Raw genomic sequence first — 20,838 nt, 5'->3', positions numbered from 1 at the left:
GGGGCCAGGGGCCGCCTGTATCGGCGGCGCTGGGCGACTGCCACGCCGGCTCAAGCCCGCAGGCGCCCGCCCTCGTCAAACACCCCGATCTTGATGGAGTTCGAGGCGACAAAAGGCGCGCTGCCCTGGAACCCCAGCATGAACTCGCCCACGTCCAACTCCCGGATGCCCGCCAAGGCGGCACGCAGCCTCTCGCGCGTCAGGTCGCGGCCGGCACGGCGCAGCCCCTCGATGAGCAGTTGGGCGTTGATCCAGCTTTCGACGGACTTCGCCTCGCCGTTGTCGAGCTTGGCGGTGCGCAGCGCGCTGTGAAAGTTGCGGACCGCCGCCGACTTTGCACTGCTCGCGTCGGGAAACACGAGCGCCTGGGCGATGCCTTGCGCTGCCCTGCCCAGCTTGGGCACCTCTGCGGCGGTCACTGCCACCGACACGCCCAGCAGAGGGAGCGCCGCCGCCTTGCCGCGCAGGGCCAATACGAGCTTGGTCGTCGCACCGCCGGTCGTGCCCATCAGCACTGCGCCGGCCCTGGCGTCGAACACCTGCTGAGCCACCTGGCTGGCATTGCTGCCGTCGACCGCCAGGGCGAAGGCACCCACCGCCTGCAGCTTGTTGTTGCTCAAGGTGCGCTCGGCCGCCTCGAGCACTTCCTTGCCGAACGGGTTGTCGAGGTAGACGATGCCGATGCCTTGCAGGCCCATCTGGACCAACTGCGGCACAACGCGCAGCACTTCGTCCTGGTAGCTGGGGCGCACGTAAAAGACCCAACGCTGCTTGGCATGGCGCAGCGAGCCGGCGCCGGTGATCGGCCCCACACAGGGCACCCCCTGCTGCTCGATCATCGGCAGCACCGCGGCATTGTTGGCCGTGCCCATGATGGAGATCAGCGAGAACACCTGGCCACTGTCGAGCATCTGTTTGACATTGGCGGCGGTCCGTGCCGGCACGTAGCCGTCGTCCAAGGCCTGCAGCCGCAACTCGCGGCCATGGATGCCGCCGTTGCGGTTCACCACCTCGAAGGCGGCCTTCATGCCATTGACATAGTCAGCGCCGGAGCCGCCCAGCATCCCGCTCAGGGCCAGCGAACTGCCGATGGTGATGTGGGTGGCCGACAGAGCCCCATCGGCTGCCCAGCTGCCGCCGACCCAAGAGGCCGTGCCCAGCGCGGTAGCTGCTCCGGTAAGCCGGCTGACAAATCGACGACGGTCCATTCGCAAGTTCTCCTTCAGCCCCGCACGATCCTCGTCGGCGGCGGTCTGCGCTCGCGACAAGACGCTGTTCCTTGCCTCGGCGCAGCCGAGACGAGGAAAAAATCCAACGCCAGCGGAAGTTGCATCAGGACACAAAAACTTGCAATGGGGATTTCCCGCCTCCTCTATGGGCGAGTTAAGAAGAGGCCGCTGTGGCCGACAGCAAGCTCTCGGGCTGACATCCGTTCGGCGTCACGAGCTTGGTGTAAGCGGCCACGCTGGACGCGGACGGTAAGCGGTAACTGGACGGCGTTGTTCGCCGCGCGGCGGTGACGTTGTAGAGGTCCGATCGCAGGGGGTTGCTGGCGAAGTTCTGCTTCTACAGCCCTGGGGTGAGTGGGGCTGCGCACGATGCCGGGTGCTGGCCCACGCGCTGCAGCACGTCAACGAAGCAGGTGTACGGGTCGACGTTGTGCAGCCGGCAACTGGTCTCGGTCATGCCAGTCTGAGACACTTGTTCTCAGAACATATTGCGGCAGCAAGCGGCGGGAAGCTGTCGAAGTGTGAGACAAGGTGCCAAACGAGCGCGGTGCCGGACTATCGAGCCTTCCAATCTGTGACGGCACGGCTTGCGGAACTGCCCAGCGCGCTACTGGTAGAACGCTGACGGTGGCAAGCCGAAATGCCGCCGGAACATCGCTGTGAACGCACTGTGGCTGGAGTAGCCGCAGTCCAGGGCAACGTCGATGACCTTCCGACCCTGCGCGATGGCAGTCAGAGCGGCCAGCAGCCGCGCCTGCTCACGCCACTGCGAAAAGGTCATGCCGGTGCCCTTGGCGAACCGGCGTTGCAGGGTGCGTTCGCCCACGCCGATGGTCTGCGCCCATTCGGTCGCGCTGGCCTGGTCGTCGGGCCGCGCGATCAGCGCATTGCAGATGGGCCGCAGCCTGTCGTCGCTCGGCATGGGAAGGTGCAGCGCGACCGTGCTGGACACACGAAGTTCGTCGATCAGCAGGCCGATGAGGCGTTTGTCCCGTGGCGACAGTTCGCCCGTGACAGGAAGGCGCAGGGCCTCCACCAGCAACTCACGCAGCAGCGGCGACACGTTGATGACGCAGCTTGCCTTTGGCAAGCGCTTGACGACCGTCTCGTCCACGTAGGCCGTACGCATGAGCACGTCGCCCGACATGGTGACGCTGTGGCGCAACCCCGCCACCATCCACAGGGCACGGTTCGGTGGCACCACCCATGAGCCCACGTCCGAGTGAATGACCATGACGCCCTCGGTCGCGTAGAGCAATTGACCTCGGGGATGCGAGTGCCAGCCGGTCGAGGTGCCCGCAGCCCAGCGGTTCTCCATCGCCACCAGCGGGCGAGGATGGTTGTGGAAATCGAGGTGCTTCTTGGGGCCGCAATGTTCCATGTCGGGAACTCTACAGCTTCTGGCGGGATGTCGGGAGACGGACTTCTCGTACAGCCGTAACCTCGAGCCTCCCGGTGCAGCCACACGTTTTGTGCCAGCCGCCAACATTTCCCAGAGCCACGTTCATGTCAACCAAGACCGTCAATGTCGGAGCCACCGAGAGCTTGACCACCGCCAAGCTGCAAAGCTTCATCGTCCGCATCGTCGGTGCAGCCGCAGGCCTTACGGCATTGTGTGGGTCTACCAGCTCGTTTTTTTCCTCCCCCTGCTCGGCTTGACCACGGTCTTCCTGCCCAACACCCGCCGGCGCGCGGTCGCACGCTGACCACCGACCAACCTACCACCCATCGAACCATGACGAACGAACAGCAACCCGGCAAAGCGCCGGTCGACCAAGCCTGGCAGTTGGACACGGCGCTGACCCACCTCGGCCGCGAATCCAGCGTGGCGGTGAACTCGGTCAATCCGCCCGTGGTTCGGGCATCGACCACAGTGTTCCAGACCTTGGCCGAGTTCAAGGACTCGTACAAGGGCGTGGTGTTCGAGTCGCCGCGCTACGGCCGCTCGGGCACATCGACCAACTTCGAGTTGCAGGCCGCCATGGCGGGCATCTGCGGCGCGCAGACCTGCATCGCGACGCCCTCGGGCCTGAGCGCCATTGCCGCAGTGCTCGGCGCGCACGCCCAGGTGGGCGGGCAGATTTTGGTGCAGGAAGGCGTCTACGGGCCGACGCAGGCCCTGTGCGACAAGGTCCTGACCCCGCTCCAGTGCAACATCGACTACTTCGACAGCGTGGACAGCTTGAAGTCCAAGCTGACCGAGCGGGCCAGCCTGGTGTTCATCGAGGTGCCCTCGTCGCTGACGATGCGCATGATCGACGTGGCGGCGGTCTGCGGGTTCGCCGCGAGCAAGGGCATTCCGGTCGCGTGCGATTCAACCTGGGGCACACCGGTGTTCTTCAATGCGCACGCGCTCGGCATCGCCATCTCGATCCACGCGGCGACCAAGTACATCAACGGCCATTCCGACGTGATGCTCGGCTTGATCACGGGCTCCTATGAAGCCTTGCAGTCCACGCGCGCGTGGTGCGACCGCAACGGCACCCATGTGTCGGCCGACTCGTACGCGCTGGCTCTGCGCGGCATGCGAACCCTGGCCCTGCGGATGCACAGGCACCACGCCAGTGCCATCGCAGTTGCGTCCTGGCTGCAAGAGCAACCCCAGATAAAGCAGGTGCTGTTTCCTGCCCTGGCCTCGGACCCTGGGCATGCGCTGTGGAAGCGGCAATTCACGGGTGCACCTGGCCCGTTCACGGTCGAGCTGGCATCGTGCAGCGAACCTGCCTTCGAGCGCTTCATAAACGGCCTCCAACTGTTCGGGCTGGGCACAAGTTGGGGCGGTTTCGAGAGCCTGGTGATGCCCGCCATCGCCCACCACTTGCGTGCCTTGCCGGTACAGCCGAACGAAGGCCGCTTGGTGCGCCTGCACATCGGCTTGGAGGCCCCGCAAGACCTGTGCGACGACCTGTGGGCTGCGCTCGCGCACATCGGCGCTTAGCCGGCGCCGCGCGCGCGGACTTGCCAACAACAAGGGAGACAACGATGCGGCTGAACACACTGGCAACGCGCAAGCACAGGCGCAGCAGGGTCGAAAAGGTCATCTTGGGGCGGCACATCCTCGCGTTGGTGGTGCTGCTTCTTGGTAAGCGATCAATAGACCACGGCCTTGTGGGCCAGCCATGGTTGACAGTCACGAAGCAAGCTGCTTCCGCATGAAGACGCTCAGCGGATGGTCAGGGTAGTCGCCGAATGGTCCGCATCGCTCATAGCCTTGCTTGGCGTAAAACGCCAGTGCCTCTGGCTGATATGGGCCCGTTTCTAGCAAGAGTGTTCGGCAGCCCTGAGAACGGGCACTTGCCTCCAGGAATTTGATGATTTGCCTCGCGGTGCCATTTCTACGAGCCTCTGGACGGACGAACATGCGCTTGATTTCGCCGTAGCTGTCGTTGAGGACGATTGCACCGCATCCGGTGGCGAGGCCTTCGTCGGCGCGCGCGACGGCGAACAGTACATTGGGAAGCGCCAAGGAGTCGAGATCAAGCGCATAGCGCGCTTCAGCGGGATACAGCGTATCTTGGTAGGCATCCAAGTCGGCTATAAGTTTCACGACCTCTGGCTGTTTCGGCGATTCAAGAGCGACATTCATGAGCGGTCCATGAGTCCGACGTTGCGCGGACGATTCGGAGACAGGGTTCCAGTCAGTATCTCAGACGAGGGCTTTGTCAGACGGCTCGGCACCAGCCTGTCAAAGTCGCCACGGCAGCAACGCGGCGTAGTCATCGACCGTCTTCGCCTTCGGCAGCTCGATGAACAGGACTCGTAGGTACCGGTAGCCGTCGATACCGTTGACCCGGCAGGTCTGCAGCAGCGAGTACAGGTAGGCGCTTGCGTGGGCACCGGCGACGGTGTCGGCGAGCTTGCCGATCAGCTCTATTAGCCGCATCGTCAGTTGCTCAGGGCCGCGCTTGTCCTTGGGCAGCGCCTGCAGGGCGTCGTTCACGTACCGCCCGCCGGCAATGGGCCCAGCATCCAAGGTGCATGAGGTCGTGCTCCCTGGCGATCGCTTCGTAGGGCTCGTAGCCGCCGGTCATCAGCACGCCGGCCTTGCGCAGGCCGGCATACAACTGCCGGGCTGTCTGGGTGCTGCGGCTGGGCGAGTAGGCGAACATCCGGATCGGCGGCCCGGTGCCTTCGATGCCTGACGCTTCGCTCATCTGCACCCACATGTAGCTCTTGACCTGCGCCTTGCGTCCCGGCTCCTTGAGCACCTGCACTTCGGTCTCGTCCCCGAACACCAGCGGCGAGTCCAGCAACTGGTCGCGCATCAGGTTGATGACCGGCTGCACCGCCTGGCCCACCTTCACGACGCTGGCTGCCAGCGTGTTGCGCGACACGTCCGTGCCGCCGAAGCGGCCCAGCAGCGCCGCTTGGCGGTACAGCGGCAGGCTGGCGAGGTACCTGGAGGTGATGACCCACGCCAGCGCCGCCTCGCTGAGCAGGCCCTTGGGGATCACCTGCGGCGGCTTGGCCGCCAGGCGCATGCCGCCGTCGCAACACGGGCACGCGTACTTCACCCGCTCGTGGCGATCACGCGCACCTGCTGCGGCACGATGTCCAACTGCTCGCTGACCTCCACGCCGATCTCGCTCAGGCGTGTGCCGTCGTGCGGGCACACGCGCTCGCCTTCGGGCAGCTCGTGGCGCACCACCTCGCGCGGCAGCGCCGGATCCAGCGCCTTAGGGCCGCGCTTGGCACGCTTGTGGGCGGGGACGTCGATCTTGTCGTCGTCGGTCTCTTCAGCGGCTGCCTGGGTCGAAGCGCCCTCGGCCTCGGCCTCGTTGAAGAACATGTCCATCTGGTGCAGGCCGCTGACCTCGCTCTTGGCGGCGAACAGCTGCCGCTTGTCCAGGCGCTTGAGCAGCAGCCAGAAGCCGTTTCGATCCCAGCCCAGGATCTTCACCTGGTTGCGCCGCCGGTTGCTGAACACGTACACGCATGACGCGAACGCGTCCAGGCCGAGGCCCTGCTCCACCAGCACCGACAGGCCGTTGATGTTCAGCCGGAAGTCGATGGGCTCACGGTGCAAGTAGACCTTGGGCCCTTCGTCGAGACGGAACACCGCATCCTCCCGAGGACTTCGATGACCTGGCCGGCCTGGATTAGGTCGCAGCCTCCCAGCTCCACGACCACGCCGTTGGGCTGCCGCGCGTGAACGCATATCGTCGGCTCCGCCGGGCTGCGCGTCGACATCTCCATCGTCATCGGCACGACTGCCGCTTGCGCAGGCACAGCCGGCGCAGCGAGCGCACGTTGCCGGCGTTCGGCGTTCTCACGCACCCAGCGACTCAACTGGTTCGCGTTCACGCCGCATTCGCGCGCCAGGCGCGACACCGATGCGCCTGGTGCTGCGCACAGCGCAACCAACTCAGTCTTGGCCTGCTCGTCGTAGGCGATCAGCGGCAGTAGCGCCTGTGTGAGGAGGAAGGGCCTTTAATCTTGCGTGTCATAAGCGGCTCCTTGAGTGAGAGATGAGAAGCAGCTTATTGGGAGGACAACTGGCAATAAATCACCATCCCCCGATAAAACCATTCAAAGATCAAGAACAATGAAGGGCGCACGTCGCGCGCGGGACGACCCGGGCATAGAGGGATGGCGACCGTCCTTGGGACGGTGCGAGCGTTGACGGCATCCGGCCCCCACCATGCCAAGGCCTGTCAGCGCGAGCACCACGGAGCCCGGCTCCGGCACCTGGGTGAGGACTGCGTAGCCAACGAGCCCGTCTTCGGTGAGCCCGCTCACGAGAATCTGGCCAGCCTCGTTCACCACAGTGGCGGCCTGCAGGTCCCAGCGTCCACCGGGAGAATCGACGAGCGATTCAAGGCTCGCAGCCCGGTTGTCCATCCACAACACGGCGTCCCCCGCGATATCACCCACGATCCAGCCGTGCTCGTTGATGTCGAAGGCGGCGCTTGCCTCTGCCGCCTGTGTGCCGGGCAGAAAACTCATCACGCCGTCCTTCCACGTGACCGCTCGCGTCGCCGTCGCGAAGAAGTCGTCCGGCCCGATATCGGCAGCGGCGCCGACGATGACGCCGGCATCGTTGATGGCATTGGCGTTGGTGAACTCCCAGCCGTCGATGCCGCTGCGCAGTTGGACCGCAGCATCGCCGCCCCAGTACATCGCCTGGTTGCGTGAGATCCAGTAGGGGCGATAAGGGTCCTCCTTCTGAGGGACCCGGACCGTCCCCACCACCTCGTCGTTTTCATTGAGGTCGGTGACTTTCGCACCCTTGTACCGCACCAGGTTGTGCGGATCGCCATCGGTATCGTTCCACAGCGTGAGCGCTCGGCCATGGCGCCACAAGAACGTACTGACGGGAGCAGTGTGAACGAATGGGTCGCGCTCCGACTGTCCAGCGATCGTGCCCCGATTGTTGATCTCGGTCGCGACGTCGTACAGATGCGGGGTCGGCGGCAGCGATTGCGGCACAGCATTGCTGGAGGGCCACATCAATGCACGACCGAGACCCTGGTCATAGGGCGCGTAGGCCTTGCCGACGATGCTGCCGCGGTCGTTGATCCCAAAGCCGGCAACCTCGAAGGGGTTTTGCCCGGCCTCCTCCTTCTCAAGCGGTCTCTTCAAGAAGCTCGCCTTGCCGCCCCGCCAGTACAAGGCATGTTGCTCCTGCTCCGGAGCGTATCGAAAATGTCCATGGCCAACAACCTCGCCGTGGTTGTTCATGTCGACCGCAGCAGGGCCGATCGCCTCGTTCAGAGGCGGTGGCCCCAGCACTTGCATTCGGAACCTCGGCAAGGTGGCGGCGAGCACAGAGGGAGCGGCCAGCGCCAGGGCGATCGAGACGGCGGATTGCGTGAGCCTCATATCTTGCCCTCCAGGAAGGTGGGTACGAGATGTGGCAGCTGCTTGCGACAGCGGCAGCGGTGTCGTTTTCCGGTCGGGTCCGCCAACCAGTCTCGGCGACCGAGGTCGGAATTTCAATCGATGCCAACCGCCCCAGAAACCCGCAAGCCACCCCGGGGTCATGCCACCTTCGACGCCCCCGCCAGCTCCCCAAATCCGGGGGAGCGGAGTTCCCCCGGACCGACTATGTTTCAGGGCGACCGCGCCGCGTCATCTGCGCTCGCGCCCCGTCATCCACCTTTCCGGAGCTGCAATGGTCGATCTCCTCACGCCGCGTCAGGGAGGGGCCCTGGCACTGGCCCTGATGGCTACCTCTGTCTGGAGCGCGCCCTACTACACCGCTGAACGCGTCGAGCCGGACGGTGCGACGGACCTCAATGACAGGGGCCAGGTGCTGCTGTCGACACCGTGGCAGGGGGCGAAGGTAGGCGCTGTTTGGAGTCCTGGGGGGGCACTACTTCCTTTGACAGCGCCGACGAACACCGCTTTGGGCATCGAGACCGACCTTGTCCGCATGAACAACCGCGGCCTCGTAGTGGGCGGATCGACCTACTACGAGGGAGGCGAGAACAAGGGGATGCGAGCGGTGCTGTGGCAAGGCGGCCGGCCGATCTACCTTGGGACATTCGGCACAGATGCGACTGGCGTGGGGTACAGCAGGGCGCACGATGTCAACGAGGCGGCCGTCGTCGTGGGGGAAGCCGCGCACTATGATGCAAGGGGCAGGACCCTGGGCACGTCCGCGTTTCGCTGGCGAAACGGCCGCCTGGAAGCATTGGCGCCGTTGGCTGTCGACCCCACCGGGTACGGTGGAGCCAACGCATCGAAGATCAACGAGGCCGGTCTGGCCGTGGGGTATTCAACCCTTTACCACCGCGGAGAATTCACGAATCAAGCCACCCTCTGGGACGCGACAGGACGTGCCGTGGCTTTGGGCAGCCTCTACGACGGCATTGAACAGGGGCGTCCATACAGCACCGCCTATGACATCAATGAGGCGGGACAGGGGGTCGGTGTGTCGGAGCTGGTCGACCCGACGGGCTACTTCGGTAAGGCGCGAGCCACCTTGTGGAGCGATGGAGCGATCGTCGACTTGGGCACTCTCCAGGCTCCCTGGGGAGGACCGCTGGATAGTGCGGCAGTGGACATCAACAACCAAGGCCAGGTCCTCGTGCACGCCAGCGCTACGGATGAACACGGGGTGGTCTTCTCCGCGAGCGGGATTTGGAAGGACGGCCAGTTGGAGGAGATCGCGACGCCTCCGTACTATCAATTCGGCAATCCGCAAGGAACCCGGGCCGTGGCGATCAACGACGCCGGCGTGGTCGTGGGGCTGGGCACTTGCGAGGATCGATCCACGGGCGCCTTCCATGAATGTGTGCAGGTTGCGCTTGATGGCAAGACCTTCGAGGATCTCAATCGTCTGGTAGATCTGCCGGGCTGGCGGCTCTCGTACGAAGCGGAACTCAATGAGTCGGGGCAGATCCTCGCCCTTGGCATCGACCCGACGGGACGCGAAGCGAGCTTTCTGCTGAGCCCGGTGCCCGAGGCAGCCAGCTGGGCTTGTATGCTCATGGGCCTAGCGACGCTCGCTCTCCTCCGGGAGTTGCGCCTGCCCTCAGCCCTCCAGCGATTTTGAGATAGGTTCTATGGGTGTATCTGTGCTGTCAACGTGAGCCTACGGCTTCGTAGCCTCCCGCGACGAAGCATGCGTATTCAACGACGGCCCGATCACCAGTGCGTGCGAGCGCGGCTATTCCTCGGCCTGGATTGGCTGGTCAAGGAGATTGCTCCGGACAGGGCGACAGCCTGCCGCTTTAGGGCGGCGCCAGCGGATTCGAGCCGATCGAGCGGGAGGCCGTTCACCGCGTCGCCTGAGGTCGCGGCGTTCGCGCGATCCTTCCCTGCCTCCAACGACGCGGCTTGCCGCGCACCCCGGTCAGTAATAGTCCTCCTCGCGCTGATGCCGCACGGCCAACACGACGATGTTCGACGGTCCGGAAATCTCGTAGAGGGCCACGTACCCGGTCCGGCCGAACGGAATGATGAGCTCACGACGGGTGGGGCTCTTTCCGGTCTTTCTAAAGCTGTACGGAGTTGCAGCCAGCTGATGAAACACAGCCGAGCGAATCGCCTGAATTGCCAGTTGGGTATCGTCGAGATCTTCGACCGTCTGGGCCCTGTCCAGCAAGAAATCGAACAGGGGTGCAAGGTCGTCGTCTGCTTCAGGAGAGAAACGAACCTCGAAACTCATCCTTCGAGTTGCCGCCGCTTCGCGTCAAGCTTGCCCTGCAGCCGTTCCAGTACCTCATCAGCCGACACCGTCACGCCTGTCCGCTGGTAGTTCTCCCAAGCGGTCTCGCCCCGCTGGTGAAACCGGGTTTGGACGCGGCGGTACTCCACCGCTTTGCGTACGGAAGCCTCAACGAATTCCGACAGCGTCTCGCCGGGGTGCAGGACGGCCTCGAGCTCATTGCGCAGCTCCGGCTCAACGCGGACTTGGGGAAGCACGGCGGATTTCATGGCCTTAGTGTAGTGCATTTGCGTTGCAAGCGCAATTTTGGGACTGCGAAGCGCAAAGCGCTCGCTTCGGGCCCGGCCGCCACCAGTGTGGACACGCCGTTCACCAACGCCGGCAATGTGCGGGTGCAGGGCGGCGGGCCACTCACCTTCGCGCGAGCTCGACAACACCGGCAGCCTTGAGGCCATCCGCGCGCGGCTCGTCGTCTGGGGTGCTCTGGCCCAGCTGCGCCACACGGACGCGGGCGGCGGTGTATTCGGCACCGAGTTGACCGGCGGCAGCTTGATCGCCGACCACAGCACCATCATGCTCAACGTCGGCGAGCCGCTCGCCGGCAATGCGGCCTGGCGGCCGCGGCTCTGGCGCAATCGTGGGGTGCTGATGCTCAAGGGCGACGACGCCCGGCTCACCACCTCCTGGCTGGGCGGCGAGGTGGACCTGCTGTACTGCCGGCTGGAGAACGCCGGGCGGTTGTCGGTGCTCGAGGGCGCATGACTGACGCTGGGCGTGGACACCACCGGCCTGCTGGAGATCGGCGAAGGCTGCCGCCTCGATGCAGGTGCCTACTCGCAACATCTCGACTCCGACAGCACAGGCGCTCCCCGCAGGCAGGTCGGCGGCATCCTCTTCTCGAGCTTCACGATCAGCTTCACCGCCGGAGCCCTGGGCGCCGGGCTGGGCGACGACGTCGGCGTGGCACAGCTGTGGGGCAGCGATGTCATCCTGGGCGCGACGACTCTGCTGGACCTCGACATTGCCTCGCCCTCCAGCTTCGACCGCGTGCTGCTCGACCGCGCCCTGCGCCTGAGCGACGGGCCGACCTTGTTCGCCGAGTTCGACAGCACCGGCCCCATCCGGCATGGTCTCCATCGCCCACCGGCGAGCGCGCCCTCGCGGCGCTTGAGTCGGCCGGCTCACCGCGGGCGCCGCACCGCTCTCCCGCGTTGCCACTTTATGGCCGCCCCCGAGTGGAGAATTCCTTAATCGGCGTGCTTTGTTCTGTTGGGGGCGTCAGAGTTGCCACCGACGACCTTCGGGACGAAAACGTCGCTTCCGGTGAGCATGTGATCCCAGGTGAAGCGACTGGAGGACCGCACGAGGTGCCAAAATGTTGTGATGGTCGGCGTTCCGCCCTTGTTTTCACAAAATCCGGTCCACGAGGTGATGCTGCCATAGCTCCCCCATTGAACTGAGAACGCAATGGCGAGTACGTTGCTTTCGCTCGTGGCCTGAGAGCTGTTGATCCAGCCAACAAGCTCCTCCTTCTCTCCCTGTGTTCCGGAGGGCGAGACATAACTACCTAGTATTTTTCCGGATCCATGGTCGACACTATGAATTGAAAGTGTAGAGCCGAGTTGATTGGTCCATTCCCCTGGCAAATTAGAGCAGTCGGGCGCCGCCCCGTGAGCAGTGAACACGGGAATCATTAGGACAGTCGCCAGCAAACAATTGGTACGCATACAGTCTCCAATCCGCATACATGGTGCCGCTATTACTCAATGACCGGACGACCAAGCAGCGGCAGTACCTTGGCGCATCCGATTGCGGCCGATCGTGGCTGTGTACTGCGGCAGCTGGGACCATTTACTTCACTGTGATCGACACCCACACCCTGCGGCGTGGCTGCCGGGTGAATTACGGCTTAGGCTTTACGCCCGTCGACCCAATCCCCCGCAAATTCACCTCCGGCAACGGGAGTGTGAGTGCTTTCTAGTGGCATGCACAGCCTTTAAAAGTTGATCTAATCAACCGAACCTCACGCCCGCAGCCAGTCTTGCCGTGCCGCTTTAGAGTAGGCCAGACACGATGTGGGATCAACGAAAACGTGCGCGGTCCAGTTTTTTGGGGAAGCACCGATAGATCAAAACGTTACCTACAAGATGGGAGCCTGTCACTGGCTCGCACGGCAACCGTGTCCTCGTGCGGGACGCAGGAGTGCCCCGTGCGCGGTGCACCAGGCAGCAACAGCGCCCTCAATACCATCGCAGGCACGGCCGCTTGGGTTCACACCGGTCTGGCCCACTGCAACACGCTGAGGGCCGTTGTTGCTTCAACTCGTGGATGTGCGAGCGCGCTGCCAACGTCCCTTCGTCCCACGCCCTTGTCTTCTTGCTCAGTGCTGTCGTGGTCCGATCAAATCGGACAGCTCAGTGACCGGATAGACCGCGACTGGATCGCCGGGCGCACTCGCCCCGTCTTCGCCTTGGGGAGTGCAGCTGCACGAATGCCACAAGCACCGCCCACGGCACCGCGCGCTCCATCTCTTCCAAGACCTCTCGCTTGCGCGTCTTCTTGGTCGACCGGTTCAAGCCAAGTCCGAGTAGCTTCAGGCCTTTCATCGTCGGCGCCACCGCCTCACCACGCAAGACCATTCGGACCAGTTCTGCAAACCATCCTTCGTTGGTTTCGAGTGGCCGCGCACCGTCCTGCGCAGCCGAAGCGGCTATAGCGATCGGGGGGAATCAGTTTGCAGAAGCTGGTGCGACGAAGCGTGGCCCATGAGCCAACTTGAGAAGAACGGAATCATTTGAGGAACAAGTTGACCTCATCCGTCACACCACTGTTTTTGCCAAGCCGTCTGGATTGCCCCTCTCGTCCTGTGAGCAGGTCCCTCTTGAGGGGGGCCTCGACTCCCTATTTCTGGGGAACCGAAACAGAGTCCCATGCGGTACTTTCAAAGTGTTCACGCGCAAACGGCCGGCAAGCCGTCCACGGCTTGCACGGCAAGCCCTTAAGCAAGGCTTCGACATCAAGGCGCGCCCTTTGGCGCTTCTTGCAGCTGCCCCTGTTGCGTGGATGCGGCTGTCCACACCCCTCCGGTGCTGTGCGGCCCCTGCCCAGAGCGGGTTGAGGCACTCGTCGTATTGCCGGCTCGCCCGAGGGTTTGTGCGCGGCCCGTGCTTGCCTTCCGGCCAGCAAGGTGACTCGACCGCGCGCGACGAGAGGGCCTTGTGTCGCGCTGCGAAGTGAAGCGGCGCCCGCATCGTCGGGGCCGGCCGCCCTCCTCTCGCCGTTCGACCCGACCGCCACTTCTACATCCACTCAGGGGAGCACACCATGGCACTTGGCGACGGCATCCGCAGGGACATCTCGAAAGTCTCGGAAGCGGAACGCAATCTCTTCATGGACGCGATCGTCAAGATCGACACCACGAAGTTCTTCTCCGACGGGGTCTCGTACTGGGACAAACAGGAGGACATCCACAAGAACGCCCACTTCTCCGGCGTCGACGTGCACGCGGGCCCGGCTTTCATCCCCTGGCACCGGGTCATCGTCAACCGCCTCGAACAGCTGCTGCGCGAGGTGAACCCGGCCCTTTCGCTGCACTACTGGGACTGGACCAGCGATCCACGTTCGACCAACGGAGGACGGGCTGCCCTGTTCACGCCGCAGTTCATGGGCAACGCCAGTGGTGACGCCGGCCACTTGCTCAACGGCTTCGAGTCGACCGAGGACGCCGAAACCGGCAACGGCCACACAAAGATCTGGCGCGCCGTGGGCGGCGCAGCAGCCAACGGCGACGGCACGCCGGCGATCAGCCCGGATGCGACCATCCTGGCTGCCGGCACCAACTTCGACACCTTTGCGTCGGCCCTGAAGAGCGCGCATGACAGTGTCGCTCACTCCTACATCGGCGGCACGATCAGCAATCCGCACTACTCTTTCCACGATCCCTTTGTGTTCCTGCTGCACTCCAACGTCGACCGGCTCTGGGCGCAGTGGCAGACCGACCTGGCGCATCCGGAGCGGCTGAGCACGGCGAGCGCCTATGCCGGGCTGAGCGCCGGCGAGTTGACCTCGCTCGCCACCGAGAACGTCGAGCCCTGGGCCGGCGGCACCGGGCTGGAGCCCTGGGCATCAGACCCCACCCTGCGCGCCGTCATCACCTACATGGACGTGTCGGTCGTCACCCCGCCGTGCTACGACACCAACAGCGGCAGTTTCCAGGTGCTGGAAGCGGAGAACCCCTTCAATGCCGGCACGTCGCGCTACCAGGTCAGCTTCAACGACGTGCCGGAGGAAGAGACCACCTGGCGTGCAGCAGTCATCAAGGTGCGGGCCTGCGGCGATGTCACGCTGCGGGTAAAGCCAGGGACCGAGCCGGGCGCGCCGTTCGCGATCGCGACACCGGTAATCGTCTCGCACCCGGGCCCGGTGCCGTTCCGGGAGGTGCGCATCTGGTTCCAGTTCACCGCGGGTGCAGTGGGCACGGCACCACAGATCCTGCCCCCGATCAACACCACGGTGCTCTGCGAAGAAAACGGCCAGGAGTTCCTGTTCGAACTGCGCGCCAACAGCATCGAGCGACCCACCGTCGCGGTGCAGCTGGCGCTCGACCAATCGGGCAGCATGGCCTGGGCTGCAGGCACCAGCGGTGTCACCCGGCTGCAGGTGCTGGCCGACTCGGCAAGCCTGTTCGCCAACCTGATCCAGAAAGACAACGGCATCGGCATCATCCGCTTCGACCAGGACGCCTATGCACCGAACGACCCCAGCTTCGGCGGCATGCCCATCACCAAGGTCCTGAACGACGGCTTCGGTGACCTCACTCGCTCGACCGCCTTGACGGCCATCGCCGCGCACGGCGCCCACGGCGCCACCTCGGTCGGTGACGGCTTGGAGATGGCACGCAACCAGCTCAACGCCTTGCCGGCGGGCGCCTACGACCAGAAGGCCATCCTGCTGCTGACCGATGGCTTGGAGAACCAGCCGAAGAGCATCGCCGAGGTCGCGGGTCTGATCGACAACCGCACCTATGCGGTCGGGCTGGGCAACGAAGCGCAGGTCAACACTGCCGCGCTGACCGCCTTGGCAGGCAGCACCGGCGGCGTGCTGTTGTTGTCGGGCCTGCTGGCGACCAGCCTGGACGACCAGTTCCGCATGCGCAAGTTTTTCCTGCAGATCCTCGCCGGCGTGACCAACACCAGCATCGTGCGCGACCCCCTCGGCTACGTCGGCGTGGGCACCCGGGTGCACATTCCCTTCCAGCTCAGCGAGGCCGACATCAACGCGCGCGTCATCCTGCTGACCGACTTCCCGGTGGTGCGGCTGTGCATCGAGACGCCCGACGGTGCGCTGATCGACGAAGGCAATGCCGGCTCCTTCGGCGCCCGCTTCGACACCGCGCCCCGACTGCAGACCTCCAGCTTCGGCCTGCCCCTCGCCTTCCAACCCGGCGTGGTGCACGGCGGCACCTGGCATGCCGTGCTCGAGATCGACGAGCAGCGCTACAAGCGGTTGCTGGCCGGTGGAGTGACCCACGACATACCTGCCTCGCAAGGCCCGCTGCAGGAGCTGCGCGCCAAAGGCGCGAAGTACTGCCTCAGCGTCCATTCGTTCTCGAACCTGCGCATGAACGCAGTGCTCACCCAGGACAGCTTCGAGCCCGGCGCCCGGCTCTTCCTGCGCACCGCACTGACCGAGTACTCGCTGCCGGTCGAGCGACGCGCGAGGGTCACTGCGGAGTTGGAGTACCCCGACCACACCCACAGCATGCTCACGCTTGCGGAAGTGGCGCCCGGCGTGTTCGAAGCCTCGCTGGTCGCTCACATCGCTGGCATCTACCGCTTCCGCGTGATTGCCGAAGGCGGCAGCTTCCGGGGTACGCCCTTTACCCGCGAGCAGATCCTCACCGGGGCCGTGTGGGCCGGCGGTGACCGACCCACGCCGCCCTCGCCGGCAGACCCGGACGGTCACAAGGGCTGGTGCGCCTTGCTGCGGTGTTTGCTGAGCGAAAACTCGCTGTCACGCGAGTTCGAGGAGCGGCTGCGCAAGATCGGTGTCGACCTCGACGGGATACGGCACTGCGTGAAGGAGTGGTGCAGCCAGGGGCGCCGCGGACCGCGTGGATGATCGTTTGATCGACAGACAACCCTTCGTCGTCACCAGCAGCGGGCCGCTTGAGCCCGCCCTTCATGCTCAGCCGCCGACCTTGATCGGGGCAGCGCTGGGCTGGGTGCGCAGGAAGCTGGCAGCTTCCTGCTTCACGTCCTCGTGGCTGCGGGCGGTGGCGGTGGCGGCCTGCGCGGGCCCGGGTCGGCAGGATCAGCCCCCGGCCCCTCGCTGAGTCGCAACCGTTGGTCGTTTGTGCTCATCGATGGGATGAACTTTAGGTGTTAACCCTTGGCGGAAAGACGGGCCCGGCTACAAGACATAGTTTCAGAAATTGCAACAAAGGGGGGATGGCGTCGCCGTTGTGAGAGGTGCCGACGCCAACATTGATGACATCGCTGGCGCGGGCAACGCGACGAAGGCGTGGGCGGCCCCGGCGCCCAGGCTTGCGATCGAGCGTTGCCCGCTGGCGCGGCTGCCCAGCGGCGCGGTGTTCCCGAGCGACATGGGATCTCCCGATGAACGCCTCGGACGGTATGAGCGCCGATCGGACGGGTCCCCTCGAAAATCGACGTTCAGGAAGTCGTTTTGCACGCGAGCGCAGACCGTCTAGGACAGGGTCCTCAGGACAGTGTGATTGACAGCCGGCCGGCACCGCCTAAGCTGAAACTGAACGTCACTTGATGCGGCTTCAGCGGGGATCGAGGATGTCGATGGTGCTATTCCTGAGAACTCGGCCCCGCCCCCGGTAGACCGCTTCCATGCGCTCCGCCTTGCACTCAAAGAAGCGTCCTGCCGACGGTCTCGACCCCGCCGGGTGGCAGCGCTTGAAGGGACTGTTGGCCGAGGCCCTGACGCTGCCACCCTCGCAACGCCGCGTGTTCGTCAACCGGCTGGCGGCTGATGATGCTGCGCTGGCCGAGGAGCTGGGCTCGCTGCTTGACGCTGCAGAAGCCAGCGAGACCTTGCTTGACCGACTGCCCACCGTGCTGGCAGCCGAGGTGGACGAACTCAAGGGAGCCTCTTGCATCGGCCAGCAGCTCGGGTCCTACCGGGTCGTCGAGCTGATCGGTCGCGGTGGCATGGGCGAGGTCTACCGCGCCGAGCGCGCCGACGGCCAGTACGAGCAGCAGGTGGCCATCAAACTGATGGGCCACAGCTTCGACCGCGAACACGCGATCTCCCGCTTCCACGCGGAGCGCCAGATCCTGGCCAGCCTCGACCATCCCAACCTCGCCAAGGTCTTCGATGGCGGCGTGACCGAGGACGGCCGGCCGTACTTCGTGATGGAGCTGGTCGACGGCGAGCCGATCGACCTCTACGCCGAGCGCCGCAAGCTGCCGGTCCAGCAGCGCCTGCAACTGTTCCGCAGCGTCTGCCAGGTGGCTCACTACGCTCACAGCAAAGGGGTGGTGCACCGCGACCTCAAGCCGAGCAACATCCTGGTGAGCGGCAGCGGCGCCGTCAAGCTGCTGGATTTCGGCATCGCGAAACGCCTGGGGTCAGCCGACGGCGCGCCGCCCACGAACACGCGCACCGCACAGCGGGTACTGACGCTGGCCTACTCCAGCCCCGAGCAGGTGCAAGGCGACGAGATCAGTCCCACCAGCGACATCTATTCGCTCGGGGTGGTGCTGCACCGCCTGCTGACCGGCACGTCACCCTACCTGGACCTGCCAACCAGCAGCGACTACGAACTGGCAAAGGCGATCTGCGACGGGGAACCGACACCGCCGAGCAAGGCGGTCACCGAGCGGCGCCTGCGGGCGCAGTTGCGGGGTGACCTCGACGCGGTGGTATTGAAGGCGCTGCGCAAGGACCCGGCCAAACGCTACGCATCGGCCGAGCAATTCGCAGACGATCTGTTCCGCCACTTGGAGCGGTTGCCGGTGCAAGCGCGGCGCGGCGCATGGAGCTACCGGGCTGGCCGGTTTGTCTTGCGCCACCGAGCCTTGGTGGGTGTGGCACTGGTGGCCAACCTCGCGTTGGCGGCCGGTTTGGCCTTTGCCGCCTTTCAGGCTTACGAGGCCGACCGCCAGCGCCAACGGGCCGAGCAACAGCGCGAACGTGCCGAAAGGCACATGAACAGCATGCGGCAGCTGGCCAACGTGTTTATCTACAGTGCCAGCGATGCGATCCCGGATCAGCTCGGCAGCATGGGCACCAGCAAGGCCTTGGTGCAAACCGGCCTGAGCTTGCTGGAGCAGCTGAGTACGGAACGCCCCGACGAGCCTGGGCTGCAGCTCGAAATCGATGCCGCTCACAGCGTCATCGGTCGGATTCAACGCAACCTGGCAGACCGCAATCCCGGAGGACTGCAAGAAGCTTCTCAGACCGAGGACAAGGCCTCCCGGCTGAGCATCGCCGGAGCATCATCTACGCAGGGACCCTTGCCGACCTTGCGGATTGACAAGTCCGCGACCACGGTCTCAGGCCTGTCTGCTGGCGGCTTCATGGCGGTGCAGCTGCACGTGGCCTATTCGGCCACCTTCAAGACAGGCGCGGGTGTCGTTGCCGGTGGACCCTTTTATTGCGCGGAAGATCAGATGCTTCTTGGCGTCGGACGCTGCATGACGCACTCTGGCGGGATTCCGGTGTCCCGCCTGGTAGAGATCACCAAGAGTTGGGCGGAGAAGGGCGACTTGGACCCGGTGGCCAACCTCGCGTCCTCCAAGGTCTACCTGTTCTCTGGCTCTAACGACAGGACGGTCATGGAGCCGGTAGTCAGCGACCTGCTAGCCTATTACATGAACTTTGTGCCGGCGGGGAACATCGCCTACAAGTCGGATGTGCCAGCTGGGCATGCGATGGTCACTGACTACTATGGCAACATCTGCAGCGCGCTCGCATTGCCGTACATCAACAATTGCAATTTCGATCTGGCCGGAGCCATCCTCGAGCAGCTGTACGGCCCTCTGAACCCACGCAATGACGGTACGCTGTCCGGCCAGTTCATCGAGTTCAACCAGAAGGCTTTCGTCATCCGCTCCGGCGGTTTCCTCCCCGGCCAAGGCATGGCCGATACAGCATGGCTCTACCTGCCGCAGGCCTGTTCCACGGGTGCCAGCTGCAGGCTGCACGTGGTGCTGCATGGTTGCCTGCAGAGCACCGCCACGCCCGGCTTCGGACAGGACTATGTGCGCAACACGGGCTACAACAAGTGGGCTGACACCAACAACATCGTGCTGCTGTACCCCCAGACCAGCCTGATGGCGACCAACAACTGCTGGGACTGGTGGGGTGACAACAGCCCGGACTATGCGAAGAAGAGCGGCCCGCAGATGCTGGCGATCAAAGCGATGGTCGACTACCTGACCGGGGGCGCCGCCACCCTGCCGGATCCGCCCAGCTGAGCACCGCTTCCAGATCGACCGGCTCCACGGTACAGCTGGGCTTGAAGCCAATCTCGGCCCGGAAGAACTGGGCATGCGCTTTGTGAACCGGGATGCAAGACTTGAGCCACCTCCGTTTGACAGCCTCGTGGTGGAGTGATACTTCCGGTTGGGAAGCCGACCGGGTTGAACGCGCTGAAAAGCAGCTGCAAGCCGGATAGGCGAATGTCCATTTTGAAAAACCTCGGACGCGCTCGTCGGAGCCACTGCTATGCACTCTCCCGTCCTTGCCGCCACTTGGGCTGAGCTGCGTGATCAGACGCAGCACATCGCCAACAACGAGCCTGTGCTCGCACGGTACATGGATGTGTTTGTGCTTGGACAGACCTCACTTGAAGGGGCGCTGTGCGCGATCCTGGCGGCCAAGCTTGCTACCGCTGAAATCGATCCTGCTCGCCTGCGCGAGATCTTCCTGCAGGCCTTCTCCGAGTCGCCGGAACTCCTCAGTGCCGTACTGCGCGACCTCGGCGCGGCGTCCGAGCGCGATCCTGCAGCGCGCGGCATTGCAAACGTGTTCCTCAATCACAAGGGTTTCCAGGCCCTGCAGGCCTATCGCTTGTCCCACTGCTTGTGGACACGGGAGCGGCATGCCCTCAGTTTCTGCCTCCAGGGCCGCATCTCGGAAACCTTCGCAGTCGATATCCACCCGGCTGCCCGTATTGGCCATGGCGTCTTCATCGATCATGCGACAGGCGTGGTCGTGGGCGAGACAGCAGTGGTGGAGAATGACGTCTCCCTGCTGCAAGAGGTCACGCTGGGCGGAACGGGAAAGCAGCAGGGTGATAGGCATCCGAAGGTCGGCAAGGGCGTCCTGATCTGTGCTGGGGCCAAGGTGCTCGGCAACATCCGCATTGGGGACGGGTCGAAGATAGGCGCAGGAAGTGTTGTTCTGTGCGACGTGCCACCTCACACGACAGTGGTGGGTGTTCCGGCCCGGCCGGCGGGTTCCCCGCGTGTCGCGAGTCCGGCACTGGTCATGGATCAACAGATCGAGGTCGACGGA

18 protein-coding genes and 2 pseudogenes are annotated in these 20,838 nt (G+C 64.5%); 8 read left to right on the top strand and 12 right to left on the bottom strand.

The features are described 5' to 3' along the window. Window positions 1-50: 50 nt before the first annotated feature. Together OOT46_RS17695 and OOT46_RS17690 are read right to left on the bottom strand one after the other, a co-directional pair. Complete coding sequence (locus tag OOT46_RS17695) at window positions 51-1,208, bottom strand: ABC transporter substrate-binding protein (protein WP_265404948.1); 1,158 nt, start codon at window positions 1,206-1,208, stop codon at window positions 51-53. Between the two features lie 628 nt (window positions 1,209-1,836). Beyond that, window positions 1,837-2,610, bottom strand: a complete 774-nt coding sequence (locus tag OOT46_RS17690; RefSeq protein WP_265404947.1) for an AraC family transcriptional regulator — start codon at window positions 2,608-2,610, stop codon at window positions 1,837-1,839. A 125-nt stretch (window positions 2,611-2,735) separates the two neighbouring features. Between OOT46_RS17690 and OOT46_RS17685 the strand changes: the two genes are divergently transcribed. Both OOT46_RS17685 and OOT46_RS17680 read left to right on the top strand, forming a co-directional pair. Beyond that, the gene (locus tag OOT46_RS17685; RefSeq protein WP_265404946.1) at window positions 2,736-2,888 is read left to right on the top strand and encodes a hypothetical protein; all 153 of its coding nucleotides are present in this window, start codon (window positions 2,736-2,738) and stop codon (window positions 2,886-2,888) included. Between the two features lie 76 nt (window positions 2,889-2,964). Next, window positions 2,965-4,167 carry a trans-sulfuration enzyme family protein gene (locus OOT46_RS17680; protein WP_265404945.1) on the top strand — a complete coding sequence of 401 codons (1,203 nt, stop codon included), beginning with the start codon at window positions 2,965-2,967 and terminating at the stop codon, window positions 4,165-4,167. A 192-nt stretch (window positions 4,168-4,359) separates the two neighbouring features. Here the strand turns inward: OOT46_RS17680 and OOT46_RS17675 are convergent, their stop codons facing one another. From OOT46_RS17675 to OOT46_RS17665, 6 genes are all read right to left on the bottom strand, one after another. Continuing rightward, window positions 4,360-4,815, bottom strand: a complete 456-nt coding sequence (locus OOT46_RS17675) for a GNAT family N-acetyltransferase (RefSeq protein WP_265404944.1) — start codon at window positions 4,813-4,815, stop codon at window positions 4,360-4,362. A 99-nt stretch (window positions 4,816-4,914) separates the two neighbouring features. Next, window positions 4,915-5,169 carry a transposase domain-containing protein gene (locus tag OOT46_RS30975; protein ID WP_416136215.1) on the bottom strand — a complete coding sequence of 85 codons (255 nt, stop codon included), beginning with the start codon at window positions 5,167-5,169 and terminating at the stop codon, window positions 4,915-4,917. Next, complete coding sequence (locus OOT46_RS30970; protein ID WP_416136214.1) at window positions 5,123-5,710, bottom strand: IS66 family transposase; 588 nt, start codon at window positions 5,708-5,710, stop codon at window positions 5,123-5,125. The genes OOT46_RS30975 and OOT46_RS30970 overlap by 47 nt, the downstream gene beginning before the upstream one ends. Window positions 5,711-5,739: 29 nt before the next feature. Then, window positions 5,740-6,288, bottom strand: coding sequence for an IS66 family insertion sequence element accessory protein TnpB (gene tnpB, locus OOT46_RS30965; RefSeq protein WP_416136213.1), 549 nt, complete (start codon window positions 6,286-6,288; stop codon window positions 5,740-5,742). Then, window positions 6,225-6,623 (bottom strand): transposase, encoded by a 399-nt coding sequence (locus OOT46_RS30960; RefSeq protein WP_416136216.1) that lies wholly within the window; start codon window positions 6,621-6,623, stop codon window positions 6,225-6,227. Before OOT46_RS30960 ends, tnpB begins: the two co-directional genes overlap by 64 nt. Window positions 6,624-6,758: 135 nt before the next feature. Next, window positions 6,759-8,051, bottom strand: a complete 1,293-nt coding sequence (locus OOT46_RS17665) for a PEP-CTERM sorting domain-containing protein (protein WP_265404943.1) — start codon at window positions 8,049-8,051, stop codon at window positions 6,759-6,761. Between the two features lie 292 nt (window positions 8,052-8,343). On the opposite strand from OOT46_RS17665, the gene OOT46_RS17660 reads away from it, so the two are divergent. Beyond that, a complete protein-coding gene (locus OOT46_RS17660) occupies window positions 8,344-9,729 on the top strand; it encodes a hypothetical protein (RefSeq protein ID WP_265404942.1) in 1,386 nt (461 codons plus the stop codon). 300 nt (window positions 9,730-10,029) lie between these two features. Here OOT46_RS17660 and OOT46_RS17655 read toward each other — a convergent pair whose 3' ends face one another. Together OOT46_RS17655 and OOT46_RS17650 are read right to left on the bottom strand one after the other, a co-directional pair. Continuing rightward, window positions 10,030-10,344 carry a type II toxin-antitoxin system RelE/ParE family toxin gene (locus tag OOT46_RS17655; protein ID WP_265404941.1) on the bottom strand — a complete coding sequence of 105 codons (315 nt, stop codon included), beginning with the start codon at window positions 10,342-10,344 and terminating at the stop codon, window positions 10,030-10,032. Further along, window positions 10,341-10,613: a YlcI/YnfO family protein gene (locus OOT46_RS17650; RefSeq protein WP_265404940.1), complete on the bottom strand. Its 273-nt coding sequence runs from the start codon at window positions 10,611-10,613 to the stop codon at window positions 10,341-10,343. Before OOT46_RS17650 ends, OOT46_RS17655 begins: the two co-directional genes overlap by 4 nt. Window positions 10,614-10,728: 115 nt before the next feature. On the opposite strand from OOT46_RS17650, the gene OOT46_RS17645 reads away from it, so the two are divergent. Beyond that, entirely contained in the window at window positions 10,729-11,106 is a 378-nt protein-coding gene (locus OOT46_RS17645) for a hypothetical protein (protein WP_265404939.1), read from the top strand. Window positions 11,107-11,118: 12 nt separating this feature from the next. Next, a complete protein-coding gene (locus tag OOT46_RS17640; RefSeq protein ID WP_265404938.1) occupies window positions 11,119-11,595 on the top strand; it encodes a hypothetical protein in 477 nt (158 codons plus the stop codon). Here the strand turns inward: OOT46_RS17640 and OOT46_RS17635 are convergent. Both OOT46_RS17635 and OOT46_RS17630 read right to left on the bottom strand, forming a co-directional pair. Next, window positions 11,592-12,029 (bottom strand): avidin/streptavidin family protein, encoded by a 438-nt coding sequence (locus tag OOT46_RS17635; RefSeq protein WP_265404937.1) that lies wholly within the window; start codon window positions 12,027-12,029, stop codon window positions 11,592-11,594. The genes OOT46_RS17640 and OOT46_RS17635 overlap by 4 nt on opposite strands. A gap of 769 nt (window positions 12,030-12,798) precedes the next feature. Next, window positions 12,799-12,941: pseudogene (locus OOT46_RS17630) on the bottom strand (IS5/IS1182 family transposase); the annotation flags it as partial. 727 nt (window positions 12,942-13,668) lie between these two features. Between OOT46_RS17630 and OOT46_RS17625 the strand changes: the two are divergent. The 3 genes and pseudogenes from OOT46_RS17625 to cysE all read left to right on the top strand — a co-directional run. Continuing rightward, window positions 13,669-16,464, top strand: a complete 2,796-nt coding sequence (locus tag OOT46_RS17625; RefSeq protein WP_265404936.1) for a tyrosinase family protein — start codon at window positions 13,669-13,671, stop codon at window positions 16,462-16,464. Between the two features lie 806 nt (window positions 16,465-17,270). After that, window positions 17,271-19,796, top strand: a complete 2,526-nt coding sequence (locus OOT46_RS30780) for a protein kinase domain-containing protein (RefSeq protein WP_322114266.1) — start codon at window positions 17,271-17,273, stop codon at window positions 19,794-19,796. A 250-nt stretch (window positions 19,797-20,046) separates the two neighbouring features. Beyond that, window positions 20,047-20,766 (top strand): annotated as a pseudogene (cysE, locus tag OOT46_RS17610) (serine O-acetyltransferase); the annotation flags it as partial. Between the last annotated feature and the right edge of the window lie 72 nt (window positions 20,767-20,838).

It is taken from the genome of Aquabacterium sp. A7-Y (genome assembly GCF_026153205.1).
Classification (GTDB): domain Bacteria; phylum Pseudomonadota; class Gammaproteobacteria; order Burkholderiales; family Burkholderiaceae_C; genus Caldimonas.
This window is presented reverse-complemented; position numbering and strand designations above follow the sequence as displayed.

What these genes read in the sequence shown, in the direction of transcription:
- OOT46_RS17695 (WP_265404948.1), bottom strand. Translation starts at nt 1,208, where the DNA reads ATGGACCGTCGTCGATTTGTCAGCCGGCTTACCGGAGCAGCTACCGCG.
- OOT46_RS17690 (WP_265404947.1), bottom strand. Translation starts at nt 2,610, where the DNA reads ATGGAACATTGCGGCCCCAAGAAGCACCTCGATTTCCACAACCATCCT.
- OOT46_RS17685 (WP_265404946.1), top strand. Translation starts at nt 2,736, where the DNA reads ATGTCAACCAAGACCGTCAATGTCGGAGCCACCGAGAGCTTGACCACC.
- OOT46_RS17680 (WP_265404945.1), top strand. Translation starts at nt 2,965, where the DNA reads ATGACGAACGAACAGCAACCCGGCAAAGCGCCGGTCGACCAAGCCTGG.
- OOT46_RS17675 (WP_265404944.1), bottom strand. Translation starts at nt 4,815, where the DNA reads ATGAATGTCGCTCTTGAATCGCCGAAACAGCCAGAGGTCGTGAAACTT.
- OOT46_RS30970 (WP_416136214.1), bottom strand. Translation starts at nt 5,710, where the DNA reads ATGCGCCTGGCGGCCAAGCCGCCGCAGGTGATCCCCAAGGGCCTGCTC.
- OOT46_RS17665 (WP_265404943.1), bottom strand. Translation starts at nt 8,051, where the DNA reads ATGAGGCTCACGCAATCCGCCGTCTCGATCGCCCTGGCGCTGGCCGCT.
- OOT46_RS17660 (WP_265404942.1), top strand. Translation starts at nt 8,344, where the DNA reads ATGGTCGATCTCCTCACGCCGCGTCAGGGAGGGGCCCTGGCACTGGCC.
- OOT46_RS17655 (WP_265404941.1), bottom strand. Translation starts at nt 10,344, where the DNA reads ATGAGTTTCGAGGTTCGTTTCTCTCCTGAAGCAGACGACGACCTTGCA.
- OOT46_RS17650 (WP_265404940.1), bottom strand. Translation starts at nt 10,613, where the DNA reads ATGAAATCCGCCGTGCTTCCCCAAGTCCGCGTTGAGCCGGAGCTGCGC.
- OOT46_RS17645 (WP_265404939.1), top strand. Translation starts at nt 10,729, where the DNA reads ATGTGCGGGTGCAGGGCGGCGGGCCACTCACCTTCGCGCGAGCTCGAC.
- OOT46_RS17625 (WP_265404936.1), top strand. Translation starts at nt 13,669, where the DNA reads ATGGCACTTGGCGACGGCATCCGCAGGGACATCTCGAAAGTCTCGGAA.